The sequence below is a fragment of the Streptacidiphilus sp. MAP5-3 genome, assembly GCF_041262505.1.
Classification (GTDB): Bacteria; Actinomycetota; Actinomycetes; order Streptomycetales; family Streptomycetaceae; genus Streptacidiphilus.
In genome coordinates, this window is sequence record NZ_JBGCCL010000007.1 from 285,104 (window position 1) to 300,415 (window position 15,312).

Annotated in this window: 11 protein-coding genes and 1 pseudogene; 10 read left to right on the forward strand and 2 right to left on the reverse strand. The window is 72.4% G+C overall.

From position 1 onward, the window contains the following. Window positions 1–21 precede the first annotated feature (21 nt). The 9 genes from ABH928_RS14405 to ABH928_RS14445 all read left to right on the forward strand — a co-directional run bounded on the left by ABH928_RS14405 (window position 22) and on the right by ABH928_RS14445 (window position 10,780). Entirely contained in the window at window positions 22–810 is a 789-nt protein-coding gene (locus tag ABH928_RS14405) for a phosphoadenylyl-sulfate reductase (RefSeq protein ID WP_370066064.1), read from the forward strand. 3 nt (window positions 811–813) lie between these two features. Then, window positions 814–1,776, forward strand: a complete 963-nt coding sequence (gene cysD / locus ABH928_RS14410) for a sulfate adenylyltransferase subunit CysD (RefSeq protein WP_370066066.1) — start codon at window positions 814–816, stop codon at window positions 1,774–1,776. Beyond that, window positions 1,776–3,206, forward strand: a complete 1,431-nt coding sequence (locus ABH928_RS14415; RefSeq protein WP_370066068.1) for a sulfate adenylyltransferase subunit 1 — start codon at window positions 1,776–1,778, stop codon at window positions 3,204–3,206. The genes cysD and ABH928_RS14415 overlap by 1 nt, the downstream gene beginning before the upstream one ends. Next, window positions 3,203–4,369 (forward strand): ABC transporter substrate-binding protein, encoded by a 1,167-nt coding sequence (locus ABH928_RS14420; protein ID WP_370066070.1) that lies wholly within the window; start codon window positions 3,203–3,205, stop codon window positions 4,367–4,369. Before ABH928_RS14415 ends, ABH928_RS14420 begins: the two co-directional genes overlap by 4 nt. 86 nt (window positions 4,370–4,455) lie before the next feature. Beyond that, entirely contained in the window at window positions 4,456–5,235 is a 780-nt protein-coding gene (locus tag ABH928_RS14425; RefSeq protein ID WP_370066104.1) for an ABC transporter ATP-binding protein, read from the forward strand. Continuing rightward, window positions 5,222–6,124 (forward strand): ABC transporter permease, encoded by a 903-nt coding sequence (locus tag ABH928_RS14430; protein ID WP_370066072.1) that lies wholly within the window; start codon window positions 5,222–5,224, stop codon window positions 6,122–6,124. Before ABH928_RS14425 ends, ABH928_RS14430 begins: the two co-directional genes overlap by 14 nt. A 66-nt stretch (window positions 6,125–6,190) precedes the next feature. Next, on the forward strand, window positions 6,191–8,182 hold the full coding sequence (locus ABH928_RS14435; protein ID WP_370066074.1) for a glycosyltransferase family 2 protein: 1,992 nt from the start codon (window positions 6,191–6,193) through the stop codon (window positions 8,180–8,182). Window positions 8,183–8,304: 122 nt separating this feature from the next. Then, window positions 8,305–9,267, forward strand: coding sequence for a hypothetical protein (locus tag ABH928_RS14440; RefSeq protein ID WP_370066076.1), 963 nt, complete (start codon window positions 8,305–8,307; stop codon window positions 9,265–9,267). 295 nt (window positions 9,268–9,562) lie between these two features. Continuing rightward, window positions 9,563–10,780, forward strand: coding sequence for a glycosyl hydrolase family 28-related protein (locus tag ABH928_RS14445; protein WP_370066078.1), 1,218 nt, complete (start codon window positions 9,563–9,565; stop codon window positions 10,778–10,780). A 31-nt stretch (window positions 10,781–10,811) separates the two neighbouring features. Here the strand turns inward: ABH928_RS14445 and ABH928_RS14450 are convergent, their stop codons facing one another. Then, window positions 10,812–11,555 carry a helix-turn-helix transcriptional regulator gene (locus tag ABH928_RS14450; RefSeq protein ID WP_370066080.1) on the reverse strand — a complete coding sequence of 248 codons (744 nt, stop codon included), beginning with the start codon at window positions 11,553–11,555 and terminating at the stop codon, window positions 10,812–10,814. A gap of 189 nt (window positions 11,556–11,744) precedes the next feature. On the opposite strand from ABH928_RS14450, the gene ABH928_RS14455 reads away from it, so the two are divergent. Further along, window positions 11,745–15,068, forward strand: a complete 3,324-nt coding sequence (locus ABH928_RS14455; RefSeq protein ID WP_370066082.1) for a bifunctional cytochrome P450/NADPH--P450 reductase — start codon at window positions 11,745–11,747, stop codon at window positions 15,066–15,068. A 64-nt stretch (window positions 15,069–15,132) separates the two neighbouring features. Here ABH928_RS14455 and ABH928_RS14460 read toward each other — a convergent pair. After that, window positions 15,133–15,312: pseudogene (locus ABH928_RS14460) on the reverse strand (HNH endonuclease); the annotation flags it as partial.

Consider the following 15,312-nt stretch of genomic DNA (forward strand, 5'->3'; position numbering starts at 1 on the left):
GAAGGCGAAAGGAGGGCTCCCATGGCTCGAAGTGCCGCCTCGGAAGAGAATTCCGACCCGCTCCCGCTCATCGCCCCGCCCTCAGCACCCCCTGCAGCACCCCCCGCCCCGCCGGCTGATCTGCGCGCGCTCGCCGAGTCCGCCGCAGTGCTGCTGGAGGATGCCGACGCGGCCGACGTCATCGCCTGGGCCCGCCGTGAGTTCGGAACCGGGCTGGTCGTCGCGTCCTCCATGGCCGACACCCACCTGGTCCACCTCGCCCAGAGCGTCGCGCCCGGCATCGACGTGCTCTTCCTCGACACCGGCTACCACTTTGCCGAGACCATCGGCACAAGGGACGCCGTCGCCACCGTCTACGACGTCAACGTCGTCACCATGACGCCGCATCAGACCGTCGCCGAGCAGGCGCTGACCTACGGCGCGCACCTCTACCAGCGCGATCCGGACCGCTGCTGCGCGCTGCGCAAGGTCGAGCCGCTGGAGCGCGGACTCCGGCCCTACCGCGCCTGGATCACCGGGATGCGCCGCGAGGACGCACGCACCCGCGCCGGCATGCGCGTGGTCGAGTACGACAAGGCCCGCGACAAGATCACCGTCGCGCCGCTCGCACGCTGGACCCAGCAGGACGTGGACGCCTATGTGACCCGCCATCAGGTCCTGGTCAACCCGCTGCTGTACGACGGCTACACCTCCATCGGCTGCGCCCCCTGCACCAGAAGGCCCAGCCCCGGCGCCGACCCGCGCTCGGGCCGCTGGGCCGGATCGTCCAAGACCGAATGCGGGCTGCGTCAGCAGCCGGGAAGGCAGTGAACGATGAGGGACCTCGCACCCACCGGACCGGGGACCGCACTCGGGACCGCAGCCCCGCCCACCCGACAGAGACCACGCCTCTCCCACCTCGACGTGCTGGAGTCCGAGGCGGCCCACATCATCCGCGAGAGCGCGGCTCAGTTCGAACGTCCGGCGCTGCTCTTCTCCGGCGGCAAGGACTCCATGGTCATGCTGTACGTGGCGCTCAAGGCCTTCCGGCCCGCGCCGCTGCCGTTCGGGCTGCTGCACGTGGACACCGGCCACAACTTCCCCGAGGTGCTGGACTTCCGCGACCGCGTCGTCGCCGAGCACGGCCTGCGGCTCACGGTGGCCAGGGTCGAGGACTACCTCGCCGACGGCCGCCTGACCGAGCGTCCCGACGGCACCCGCAACCCGCTGCAGACCGTGCCGCTGCTCGACGCGGTGACCCGCGGCCGGCACGACGCGCTCTTCGGCGGCGGCCGACGCGACGAGGAGAAGGCGCGCGCCAAGGAGCGTGTCTTCTCGGTACGCGACGAGTTCGGCGCCTGGGACCCGCGCCGTCAGCGCCCGGAGCTGTGGTCGCTCTACAACGGCCGCCACGCTCCCGGCGAGCACCTGCGCGTCTTCCCGCTCTCCAACTGGACCGAGCTGGACGTGTGGCAGTACATCGTCCGGGAGAAGGTCGACCTGCCGTCGATCTACTACGCCCACGAGCGGGACGTCTTCCGGCGCAACGGCATGTGGCTGACCGCGGGGGAGTGGGGCGGCCCGAAGAACGACGAGCCCGTCGAGCGGCGGAGCGTGCGCTACCGCACCGTCGGCGACATGTCCTGCACCGGCGCGGTGGAGTCCGACGCCGCCGACCCGGACCAGGTCATCGCCGAGATCGCCGCCTCCCGGCTCACCGAGCGCGGCGAGACCCGCGCCGACGACCAGCTCTCCGAGGCCGCCATGGAGGACCGCAAGCGCGAGGGGTACTTCTGATGGACCTGCCCCCGCTCACCCGCACGCCCCTCACCCGTACGCCGGTGGCCACAGACCCCGACGGCTTCGACAGGCCCGACGGCCCCGACGGTCCAGGCGCACCGGCGACGCTGCTGCGGCTGGCCACCGCCGGGTCCGTGGACGACGGCAAGTCGACCCTGGTCGGTCGACTGCTCCACGACAGCCACGCGGTGCTGGCCGACCAGCTCGCCGCCGTCGCCCGCGCCTCCCGCGAACGCGGACTGGCCGCTGCCGACCTGGCGCTGCTGACCGACGGCCTGCGCGCCGAACGCGAGCAGGGCATCACCATCGACGTCGCCCACCGCTACTTCGCCACCGCGCGACGGCGGTTCATCCTCGCCGACACCCCCGGGCACGTGCAGTACACCCGCAACATGGTCACCGGCGCGTCCACCGCCGACCTGGCCGTGGTGCTGGTGGACGCGCGCGGCCGGGTCCGCGAGCAGACGCGCCGTCACCTCGCGGTCGCCGCACTGCTGCGGGTCCCGCGCCTGGTGCTGGCCGTCAACAAGATGGACCTGGTCGGCCACGCCGAGCCGGTCTTCGCCGCCGTCGCCCTGGAGTGCGCGGGCTACGCCGCCGAGCTGGGTGTCCGCGACCTGCTGGCGATCCCGATCAGCGCCCTGAACGGTGACAACGTCGTGCACCCCTCCGCGTCGATGGACTGGTACAGCGGTCCGACGCTGCTCGAACACCTCGAATCCGTCGAGGTCGACGAGGACCCGCAGCGCCTGCCGATGCGTTTCCCGGTCCAGTGCGTCGTGCGGGCACCGGAGTCCGGCCCGCGGCACGGCACCAGTGTCTCCGGTGTCTCCGGTGTCTCCAGTGAATCTGGTGTCGCCGGCGGCTACCGCGGCTATGCCGGACGCGTCGCCAGCGGCGTGGTTCGGCTGGGCGACCCGGTCGTCGTGCTGCCGTCCGGGCGGACCTCGACGGTCGTCGGCATCGACCGGATGGACCAGGAGAACGCCGAACTCGCCGTCGCCGACCAGTCGGTGACGCTGCGTCTGGCCGATGACCTGGACGTGGGCCGGGGCGACCTGATCGCCCCGGTCGACTGCGCGCCGCCCGTCGGCCGCGAGTTCACCGCGACCGTCTGCCACCTCGACGCGCGACCGCTCCGAGCCGGGGACCAGGTGCTGCTGCGGCAGCAGACCGCCCTGGTGCGCGCCGTGGTCCGCTCGCTGGACGCCCGGCTCGATCTGACCACCCTCGCGGCCCTGCCCGTGCCGACCGCGCTGGAGGCCAACGACATCGGGCAGATCACCCTGGCCACGGCCGAGGCGCTGCCGTTGGACGAGTACCGGGACAACCGGCGCACGGGTGCGTTCCTGCTGATCGACCCTGCCGACGGCAGCACGTTGACGGCGGGCATGGTCGGCGGCCTCGTACCGGGAGGGCGGCCATGACCAGCACGACCGTGACCGGCAGCCGCGGCCTATCCGTCGTGCCCGTGCCCGTGCCCGTGCCCGTGCCCGTGCGCGTGCCCGTGCGCGTGCCCGTGCGCGTGCCCGTGCGCGTGCCCGTGCCCGCGCTGCTGCTCGGCCTGTTCGCCCTGTTGTGCGCCGCCCTCTCCGGCTGCACGCAGGACGCGGCGGCCGCGCCGGGCCCCGCCGTGGCGCTGCGGCTCGGCTACCTGGCGGACATCACCCACGCGACCCCGCTGATCGGCCTCCAGAACGGGATCTACGCCCGCGACCTGGGGGAGACCCGGCTGACCCCGCAGGTCTTCGGGGCCGGCCCGGACGAGATGACCGCCCTGCTCGGCGGCCACCTCGACGCCGCCTACGTCGGGCCGTCGTCCGCGCTCAACGCGTATATGCGCAGCCACGGTGAGGCGCTGCGCATCGTCGCCGGAGCAACGCTCGGCGGCGCGGAACTGGTCGTGCGTCCCGGTATCACCAGCGCGTCCCAGCTGCGCGGCCGGACCCTCGCCACCCCGCAGCTCGGCAATACCCAGGACGTGGCGCTGCGCTACTGGCTGCTCCAGCAGGGCTTCCACACCGACCCGAGCGGCAGCGGCGACGTCGCCGTCGTCCCCGAGAGCAACGCCACCACGCTGGAGCAGTTCCGCGCCGGTCGGATCGACGGAGCGTGGGTGCCCGAGCCGTGGGCCTCGCGGATGGTGCTCGAAGGCGGCGGGCACGTGCTGGTCGACGAGCGCTCGCTGTGGCCCGGCGGCCGGTTCGCCACCACCGACCTGGTCGTCGCGACCTCGTTCCTGAACGCTCATCCGCAGACCGTCACCGCGCTGCTGACCGCTCAACTGGACACCCAGGCCTGGATCACCGCTCACCCGGCGACAGCTCGGACGGACGTCGGCAAGGCCCTCACCGCGGCGACCGGCGCCACCCTCCAACCGGCCGAACTCGCCCGAGCCTGGGCCGCGTTGACCCTGAGCGACGACCCGGTGGTCGGCGACCTGCCGGCGCTGGCCGCGCACGCCGCCGCCGTCGGGCTGGGCTCGGACGACGGCAGCGGTGCCGCCGCCTCGGTGTCCGGCATCTACGCGCTCGGTCCGCTCGACACGCTCCTCGCCGCGCGCGGCGAACCCACGCCCGCTTCATCCTGACTGTCCGTCACTTTCGACCCGTACGCGCCGGAGGGACCCTCGTGAGCAGTCCGCCCCAGACCGCGCCGACCAGACCGGCGCCGTCCGTGACCGTGCCCCCGCCCGCCGTGCCGCCGCCCGTCGTGCGGTTGACCGCGGTCGGCAAGACCTTCGGCCGTCCCGGAGCGACGGCCGCGCCCGTGTTGGAGGACATCGACCTGACCGTGCCGTCCGGCGGCTTCACCTGCGTCATCGGGGCGTCGGGCTGCGGCAAGTCGACGTTGCTGCACCTGATCGCGCAGCTGGCCGAGCCCAGCAGCGGGACCGTCGAGGTGGTCGGCGGGCATGCGGCGCTGATGTTCCAGGAGTCGGCGCTGTTCCCGTGGCTCACGGCCGGGCGCAACGTCGAACTCGCGCTGCGCCTGCGTGGCCTGCGCGGCCGGGCGGAGCGCCGGGCCGAGGCCGAGCGGCTCCTCACCCTGGTCCGGCTGGACGGCGCCCACCCGAAGCCGGTGCACGAGCTGTCCGGCGGCATGCGTCAACGCGTCGCGCTGGCCCGGGCGTTGGCCCAGCAGAGCAGCGTGCTGCTGATGGACGAGCCCTTCGCCGCGCTCGACGCGATCACCCGCGACGTGCTCCACGAGGAGCTGGTCCGGATCTGGCAGCAGACCGGCTGTGCCGTCGTCTTCGTCACCCACAACGTCCGCGAGGCCGTCCGGCTGGGACGCGAAGTGGTGCTGCTCTCCTCCCGCCCCGGCCGGATCACCGGACGCTGGATCGTCCCGGTCCCGCAGCCGCGCCGGATCGAGGACGCCGAGGTTGCTGGCCTCGCCGCCGAGATCACCGACCACCTGCGCCAGGAGATCAGCCGCCATGGCCGCGCCTGACAGCGGGACCGACACCGTGCCGGATGCCGCGCCGGACACCGTCCTCGTCGAGGCCGGTCTCGACGCGCTGGAGGCGCAACCCCGGCCGCGCCGGAGCGGGTTGACCGTGCTGCGCGACCGTGTACTGCCGCCCGTGCTCGGCCTCGCGCTGGTCCTCGGCGCGTGGCAGCTGGTGTGGGCGTCCGCCGTCGAACCCGACTGGGTGCTGCCGAGCCCCGTCGAGGTCGGCCAGAGCCTGCTGGGCGCGGCGGGCCAGGGGGAGGTCTGGCCGAGCATCGGTCAGAGCGTGCTGCGCGGCGTGCTCGGGTTCGCCGTGTCCGTGGCCGTCGGCACCGTGCTGGGCCTGCTGGTCGGACGGCTCCGGCCGTTGCGTCTGACAGTCGGGCCGGTGCTGGCGGGACTGCAGAGCCTGCCCTCGGTGGCGTGGGTCCCGCCCGCGATCATGTTCTTCGGCGTTACCCCGGCCGCCCTCTACAGCGTGGTCCTGCTCGGTGCGATCCCGTCGATCGCGCTGGGACTGGTCTCCGGACTGGACCAGGTACCGCCGCTCTTCCTGCTGGTCGGCCGAAACCTCGGCGCCCGTCGGCTCACCTCGGTCCGGCATGTGCTGCTGCCCGCCGCGCTGGCGGGCTATGTCAGCGGCCTCAAGCAGGGCTGGGCCTTCGCGTGGCGCTCGCTGATGGCGGCCGAGATCATCGCCGTCTCGCCCGCGCTGGGCCCGGGCCTGGGTCGGCTGCTGAAACAGGCTCAGGACGCGGGGGACATGCGGCTCGCCTTCTGCGCCATCGCGCTGATCCTGGTCGTCGGCGTCATCGTGAACCTGCTCGTCTTCGCCCCCATGGAACGCCGCGTGCTCCGTGCCCGTGGCCTCACCGCCCCCGGCCGCTGAGCCGCAGGCAGAAACTCCATACACCCAAGGACTCCTGGCACTCCACGCGAAAGGAATCGTCGGCCGATGCCGAGCACCACCAGTCGCGACACCCTGGCCGCGCTCGTTCTGGAGGCGCTGCTCCTGCTGCTGGTCACCCGCTGGCCACTGGCACGGCGCTTCGACGACAGCGACCGAGGCAGCGGCCGGATCGTCGAACTCCCGTCCGTACGGCGGCCGTCGGTCCCGCGCGTCGTCGCGTTCCTGGTGGTCGGCGCGGCCGTCAGCACCGCCATCATCGCGCTGCGGCACCCGCAACTGCTCCAGGCCTACGACTCCCTGGTCGCCGACACGCTCAACGCGACCGCACGCGACCCGCACCAGGCCCTCGTCTACGCCCAGACGCTCCCACCGCTGCTGCCCGCCGCCGTCGTCGGGTACCTGCTGACGCTGGCCGTCGTGCTGCCCGCCAGCCTCGGACGCAGGCTGATGATCCTGGCGCACGCGCCGCTCTTCGTCGCGTTGTCCGTGCTCGCCGAGTGCTTCACCGCGCTGCTCGGTGCCACCACCGGCATGCCGCTCGCGCCCGCGCCGCTGATCGCCCTCGCGCTCCAGTCCACCCTCGGCTACCTGCTGATCTTCCGGCTCACCTTCACCACCTACCGGCTGCCCTCGATCACACCGTTGCGCTCCCTGCGACGCGGTGCGGACTGGCACGACAACCTTGTGCTGGCGTTCTGCCTGCTCGCCTCGCTCAGCGCGGTGACCGCCCTCGCGCTGGTCCTGATCCAGCATGTCGGCAACCACCCGCTGACGGTGTTCCTGATCCTCGCCAGCCTGCGCTCCTGCGTCACCGACCTCACCTTCGTGCTGCTCACCCTGGTGCGCGCGGTCGGCGGACGCATCGCGCGTCCCGGCCCGGAGCGGCCCCCGCTCGACGTCATCATCCCCGCGTACAACGAGGCCGCCGGGATCGAGCGGCTGCTGCGCTCCATCGACCGCGCGGCGGGGGAGTACGGCGGACCGGTGCACGTCGTGCTCTGCGACGACGGGTCCACCGACGACACCCGCGCGCTGGCCCAGGCCGCCGTCGCCGCCTGGCGGTACGCGACGGGCGAGGTGATCCAGGGTCAGCACGGCGGCAAGGCCAAGGCACTGAACCTGGCGCTGGCCCGCTGCACGGCGGAGTTCGTCTTCCGCGTCGACGCCGACTGCGCGCTGGACCCGGGCTCCTTCGCGGGTGCCATCCCGCACTTCCTCGCCGATCCGCGCGTGGGCACCGTCGGCGTGCTACCGCTGCCCAAGGAGCCCTACAGCACCTGGATCGACCGGATGCGCGCCATGGAGCAGCTGTTCACCTACGGTTTCTGCCTATCCGCGCTCAGCGAGGTCGACGCCGTGCCGTGCATTCCCGGCACCTTCTGCGCCTTCCGGCGGGAGCCGGCGGTCGAGCTGGGCGGCTTCGTGCACGGGATGTTCGGTGAGGACGCCGAGTTCACCTGCGCGCTGGCCAGGATGGGCTGGCGGGCGGTGGTCGCCCCGCAGACCATCTCCTACGAGGACGTGCCGGCCAGTGTCGGCCAGCTGCGGGTGCAGCGGTTCCGGTGGGGGCTCGGCGGCATGATGAACTTCAGCCGGTTCACGCCGTTCGGGCAGGGCGCGCCCGGAACGCGCTTCTGGTTCGAGCTGCCGCGCAGCGCGGGCACCCGGATGACCTCGCCGGTGCACTTCTTCGTGCTGATCCTGGCCTTGGTCTACGGCGTGCTCCAGCCGCAGCCGCAGCACAACGTCGCGCGCTTCGCGGTGGTGTTCGTGCTCGCGCAGATCCCCGCGCTGCTGCCCAGGGTCGCGGCGATCATCTACTACCGCCGCACCCGCCTGCTGCTGTGGCTGCCACTGTGGTTGCCCTTCACGTTCCTCAAGCGCGTCTTCCAGCTGGAGTCCGCCCTGGCCTGCGGCACCCGGCCCGTCGGCCTTCCGCTGGCGTTCCGTCAACTTCGGCGCAGCCGACGTCCGGTGGGGGCGGCAGCGGGGAGGGCAGGGGGGACGGCGGTCGCCGGAGCGGCACCGGACAAGTGAGAGGATCCGAACACTGGTCCGAGTTCAGACAAGACAGCTGCTGCTCCACCGCAAGAGAGCTGCTCCACTGCAAGAGAGCTGCTCCACCGCACGACAGGCGATCCACTGGAGGACTCCATCGCATGAAGCTCACCACCCGCGCCGCCCGGATCCCACTGCTGCTGGGCACAGCCCTGCTCCTTGCTGCCGTGGCCGGTTGCAGCTCCGACCACGGCAGCAAGGGGGCGACGGGGACACCCGCGCCGCCGAGCGGTACGACCAGCACGAGCACGAGCACGGCCCCGGCCGCCGGCGGCAGCGGCGCGCTGTCCTGGATCGTCAGCGGCCAGACGCTGACGCGCATGATCGCCGTGGACGGAACCTCCGCCGCGAAGGTGTTCGACACCCCCACCACCTACGTGCTCACCGAGGCCAAGCACTGGGACGTGCCCGCGGGGTGGAACAGCACGCCCACCGCCGATTTCACCAGCTACAGCGCCCTGCGCACCGCGATCCGGCACCACACCCTCGACCCGCGCATCCGTGCCGTGCTCTACGACAACGAGCACTGGTCGCTGACCCCGTCCGTCGAGCAGTCGAACCCGGCCCACTATGACCAACTGGCCGCCCAGCTCGTCCACAACGACCACCTGCAGTTCCTCGCCTCCCCGGCCACCGACCTTGCGACCGTGCTGGAGCCGAACTCGACCGGCGGCAGCTTCGACGCGATGCTCGCCAGCGGCCTGTTCGGGCAGATCGCGCCGTACACGGACGTGCTCGACATCCAGAGCCAGGGTGCCGAGCCGTCTTCCACGCGGTTCGCCTCCTACGTGCGTGCCGCCGCCGCGCAGGCGCGCGCCGCCAACCCGCACATCCAGGTCCTGGCCGGGATCAGCACCAACCCGTCCGGCCAGTCCGTGACCGCTGCCGGGATCGAACGCGCCGCCCGGTCGGTTGGCTCCTCCGTCGACGGCTACTGGCTCAACGATCCCGCCGAAGGAACCGCCTGCCCGCGCTGCTCCGGTCCCCTCCCGCAGACGGCACTTGCCGTCGCGAGCAACCTCTCCGGGTCGACCGGCCTCGCCGGGGCGGCGCCGACTTCATGACACCGCATCACCATCGCTGGAAGGACCCACCATGACAGACGTGTCACCCGACCGTGATCCACTCGCCAAGCCCCTCACGCGCCGCCGCAGCCTCACCCTCGGAGCGGTCGGCGCGGTCGGCGCGGGCCTGGGGTTAGTCGCCACCAGCGCGACGCCCGCGGCAGCCGCGACCCGGGAAGCCGCTACATCTCGTGCCGCCGCTACATCTCGTGCGGCCACTCGTTCCACCACTACATCTCGTGCCGGCACGTCTCGTGCCGTCACGTCTCGTGCCGGCACGTCCACCGTGTTCGACGTGACGACGTACGGCGCGCTCGGCGACGGGCACACCGACGACACCGCCGCGATCCAGAAGGCGCTCACCGCGGCGGGCGCGGTCGCGGGCTCGGAGGTCTACTTCCCGCCCGCGCCCGGCGGTTGCTACCGCACCTCCGGGGTCACCGTCCCCGGCGGCGTCGCCACGCTGTCCGGCTCCAGCACCCTCCAGGACTCGAACGCGCCCACCGTGGCCAAGCTGACCGGTTCCGTCCTCGCACCGCTGACCGCGACCACCGCGGCCCTGCTCACCGTCGGCGTCTCCGGCAACGGCAGCGTCGTCGACACCAACCCGCACGGACTGACCGTCGACGGGATCGGCTTCCTCGGCACCGCGCCCGGCGGCGGCGCCGTCGTCGGCCTGTGGGGAGCGACGGTCGTCGACACCTCCGACGTCACCTTCATCAACTGTCGTGACCTGTACTGCGGTTCGCCCGCCTTCAGCGGCTACCCGACGGGCGGCGACCCGGACGGCACCGGGGGATTCCTCCGGTTCCTCTCCTCCGGGACGGACAACTTCTTCGCCGTCAACGGCCGCGTCCTGTCCTCTTCCTCCTACGGCGCGGGCACCTTCGTGCTGGCCGACGGCCTCTCCACCACCTACCCGGGCGGCGGCAGCACCGACGGACGGGTCAGCGGCTGCCAGGTCAACGGGCACAACCACGGCGTCCAGCTGGGCCCGGTGGTGGCGGGTGCGGGTGGCTGGTCCATCGCCGACTGCCACTTCTCCTCAGCCGAGGGGTCCAGCCACATCACCTACGGCATGGCGGGCACCCCGTGGACGCTGCGCGTCGAGGGCTGTTACTTCGACCTGGTCGCGATCGTCCACATCGACTGCCACGGCCGCGGGCTCCAGGCGGTCGGCAACTACTTCCGGGCGCTCGGTGGCCTGACCGCCGTCTCCTTCGGCAGCGAGCTCGCCACCGCCGGACGCGACCCGGGCGCGCTGCTGACGGGCAACGTCCTGGACCTGAACGGTTCCACCGCGACGGCCTGCTTCGCGCACTTCCTCGGCTTCACCGCTGCCGTGCTGACCGCTCACGGCGGCGGCCAGTACAGCGGCAACCTGGTGCACAACCACGGTGCGGCGATGCCGAAGAGCTGGGTGGGCCAGTACATGGACAACGCCCACAAGCCCGTCAGCAAGGCGTCCACCGCCCAACTCGACCTGACGGCGGGTCCGGTGCTCTCCGCCTGAGTCAGACCGCCGAGAGCCTCGCCTGGCTGCCTCACGCCTCCGGGCGTCCCGGTTGAGCCGGAGTCGAAGCCGGAGCCGAGGCCGGGGCCGAAGCCGGGGCCGGAGGCCAGGCGTGCGGCGCGAGCACGCCCTTGACGTAGGCGCGGGCGATCAGCGCCGTGCGGTTGGCCACGCCCCAGCGTCGGGACAGCCGGGTGAGGTGGTAGTTGACCCCGTCCGCTGTCAGGCCCACCTCGGTGGCGATCCGGGCGCTGGTGAGACCGGTCGCGGCCAGCGCGAGGATCCGCGACTCCATCGCGCCGGCCTCGGCGGGCCCGTTCTGCTGCGGCGGGGCGGTCGGCTTCGTGTCGCCGTCGGCGTGGAGGAAGAGCAGCAGGTTGGGCACGGCGTCCGGCGTGTCGCGGATCAGGTCGATCGTCAGTTCCCCGTGCCGCTCCGCGCCGGAGCCGCTGGTCCAGGAGACCGCGATCGGATAACGGGCGCTGCGGCGCAGGCGCAGAGCCTGGATGATCCGGTCGAACCGCTCCGCACCGGTGGGGTGGAAGAGCTCCTGGGCGTTGCGACCGACCAGACGGCCCGGAAGGGTGCCCCACTCGACGGCCATCGGATGGTTGGCCGCGAGGATCCAGCCCCTCGCGTCGCAGAAGGCGAGCGGCAGCGGGACCCGGTCGAAGAGGACCGCGGTGCGGTTGCGCCAGAGGACCGCCGTCTCGGTGTCCGGCACGTTGCGGCGGGCTTTCTCCGCACCGTCCGGCTGCTGTGCGGGGTCGTGCACGGGGGCTCCCGTCGGTCGGCTTGTTCCGGGCACAGGGCGATCGGGAGGGCAAGATCGCCGGGAGTGAATCCACTACAGGAAATTGTAGTGCCCCTGCGCCCGGGGTGCTGTGCGCGGCGCAAGAGTGGAGGTGATCCGCAGCGGGGGCGAGAGCCCTGAATTCCCCGATATCGGAGGGAAGTTCACCTCATGACCACAACCCGGCCCATCCAGTCGGAAACGAGCAGCGCTTTCGGTGGGGTACCCGTCGTCGACGTGTCCGAGACCGGACCTGGCGCGGTGCCCCTGCTCCAGATGATGGAGCTGGCCCGGCGTCACGGCCCCGCCTACGTCCGCCGCCTGCACGGTCGGGACCTGCTCCTCGTCAGCGGGCTCGACCTGGTCACCGAACTGGCGGACGAGCAGCGGTTCACCAAGTCGGTCGGCCCGGCGCTGGAGAACGTGCGAGCGTTCACCGGCGACGGCCTCTTCACCGCCTACAACGACGAGCCGAACTGGGCCCGCGCGCACGACATCCTGATGCCCGCCTTCGCCCTCGGCTCGATGCGCACATACCACCCGGTGATGCTCCAGGTCGCGCACCGGCTCATCGACTCCTGGGACCGCCACGCCGCCGCCGGCGCCCCGGTGGAGGTGGCCGAGGACACCACCCGGATGACGCTGGACACCATCGGCCTGGCCGGCTTCGGCTTCGACTTCGACTCGTTCGGCCGCACCGAGCCGCACCCCTTCGTCAGCGCGATGGTGCGCTCGCTGGAGTGGGCGATGCACCGCCTGGCCCGTGTCCCCGGGGTCGACTACAGCGAGGCCGACGCGGCCCTGCGGGTGGACGCCGCGTACCTGGCCGAGGTCGTCGACCAGGTGATCGCCACCCGCACGGGTGACCGGGCTGCCGGTACAGGTGCCACCAGTACAGATGCCACCGGTACAGATGCCCATGAGGACCTGCTCTCCCTGATGCTCGACACGGTCCACCCGGTCGACGGCACCACGCTGGACCTGGAGAACGTCCGCAACCAGGTGATCACCTTCCTGATCGCCGGGCACGAGACCACCTCCGGGACGCTCGCGTTCGCCCTCTACCACCTGGCCAAGAACCCCGCCGCGCTGCGGCTCGTGCAGCGCGAGGTGGACGAGCTGTGGGGCGACCAGGCGGACCCGGAGCCGACCTTCGAGGACGTCGGCCGCCTGCGGATGACCCGTCAGGTCCTGAACGAGACGCTGCGGCTGTGGCCCGCGGCCCCCGGCTTCGGTCGGCAGGCGCGCCAGGACACGCTGCTCGGGGGATGGATCCCGCTGCGCGCCGGGCAGAGCGTCCAGGTCATCTCGCCGATGCTGCACCGCGACCCGGCCTGGGGCGACAACCCGGAGTCCTTCGACCCGTTCCGGTTCACCCCCGAGGCGGAGGCGGCCCGCTCCCCGCACGCGTTCAAGCCCTTCGGTACCGGTGAGCGCGCGTGCATCGGGCGGCAGTTCGCGCTGCACGAGGCGACCATGCTGCTCGCCATGCTGGTCCACCGGTACCGGCTGATCGACCACGCCGACTACCGGCTGACGATCAAGCAGAGCCTGACCATCAAGCCGCACGACTTCACGCTCACCCTCCTCCCGCGCACCCCGGCCGACCGCGCGCTGGTCCGCGCCGCCCTGCCGAGCAGCACCCGGCCGAGCAGCACCCGTTCGAGCAGCGGCGCGGCCTCGGACCAGGACGGCGTCGGCGCGACGGCGCGTCCCTCCGGGCCCACCCGCGTGCGCCAGGGCACCGGCGTCCTGCTGCTGCACGGGTCCAACTACGGCACCTGCCGGGACTTCGCCGCCCGTCTCGGCGACGCTGCGGCCGAACTGGGCTGCGACACCTCCGTCGCGCCGCTCGACGCCCACGCCGACGGTCTGCCCACCGGCCGGCCGGTGATCGTCTGCGCCGCCTCCTACAACGGCCGTCCCACCGACGACGCGGCCGCGTTCGTCCAGTGGCTGGAGACCGCCGCGCCGGGTGCCGCTGACGGCGTCCGTTACGCCGTGCTCGGCGTCGGCGACCGCAACTGGTCCGCGACCTACCAGCGCATCCCTACCCTGGTCGACGATCGGCTCGCCGCCCTCGGAGCCACCCGGATCCTGCCGCGCGCCGAGGCCGACGCCTCCGCCGACCTGTCCGGCGCCGTCGAGGAGTTCACCGGGGCGCTGCGCGCCGCGCTGCTGGAGCAGTACGGCGACCCGGACACAGTCGGCCGCGGGGCTTCCGTCGGGGTGCCTTCCGGGACCGGCCAGACTGGCACCGACCAGACCGGGACCGGCTACACCGTCACCGAGATCAGCGGTGGCCCGCTCGACGCGCTGGCCGCACGTCACGGCATGACCGCGATGACCGTCACCACGGCAGAGCACCTGAGCCGGGCCGACTATCCGCGCGTCAAGCGCCTGGTCCGGCTGGCGCTGCCGGAGGGCGTCGACTACCGCACGGGCGATCACCTCTCCGTACTCCCCGCCAACGCGCCTGGTCTCGTCGACCGCGTCGCCGAGTTGATGGGTGCCGACCTCGACACCGTGCTGAGCATCGTTCCGCCCCGGCAGCGCCGAGACGGTCTCGCAGTCGACCGGCCGCTGACGGTCAGGGAGCTGCTGACCCATCACGTCGAGCTCCAGGACCGCCCGACGGCACGTCAACTGTCCCGGCTCGCCGAGCTCAACCCCTGCCCGCCCGAGCAGGCCACGCTGCGCGCCCTCGCCGCCGATCCGGCGGCGGACCCGCGCACCCTGCTGGACGTCGTCGAGGACCACCCCGCCCTGCGCGAGGTGCTGACCTGGCCACTGTTGCTGGAGCTGTTGCCCGCGCGGCGCCCCCGCCACTACTCGATCTCCTCCTCGCCCGCCCGCGACCCGCGCCATGTAGACCTGATGGTCTCCCTGCTCGAAGCCCCGGCCCGCTCGGGACGCGGCCTCCACCGGGGCACCGGCTCCGGCTACCTCAACAACGTCGGGGTCGGGGACACCGTCGTCGCCCGAATCCAGCCCTGCCGCGAGGCCTTCCGGATCGACCACGCCGCGTCGTCCCCGGTCATCATGATCGCCGCCGGTACCGGTCTGGCCCCGTTCCGCGGCGCGATCGCCGACCGGCGCGCGCGCCTTGAGGGCGGTGACGAACTGGCCTCGGCGCTCTGCTACTTCGGCTGTGACGCCCCGGACGCCGACTTCCTGCACGCCGCGGAGCTCACAGCGGCTGAGCAGGCGGGCGCGGTCTCGATGCGTCCGGCGTTCAGCGAAGCCCCGGTCGACGGCCGCCGCTTCGTCCAGGACCGCATCACCGCCGAGGCGGATGAGGTCTGGGAGCTGCTGGAGTCGGGTGCCTCGGTCTACGTCTGCGGCGACGGCGCCCGCATGGCACCGGGGGTACGCGCTGCCTTCCAGAGCATCCACCGCGAGCGGGTGAGTAGTTCGCGTCCCGAGGACGCTGAAGCCTGGCTCCAGCAACTGATCGCCGACGGCCGCTACGTCGAGGACGTCTACGGCGGCTGACCCACACCGGCCGTGCAGCCCACTGTCACTACCGGCGGGGCTGCACGGCAGTCGCTATCGAGCCCTACTGGCGGTGGGGGTAGCGGGTGTTGGGTGGGGGTGGGGTGTCGGGTGGTGGGACGGCTCGGGGTCGGCCGCTCTTCATCTCGAGTTCCCAGCCGGTGTGGTGGAGATCGGTGTGGTGTTCGTTGCAGAGCAGGGCGAGGTTGTCCAGCCCCGTCTCGCCACCGTCGGCCCAGTGGAC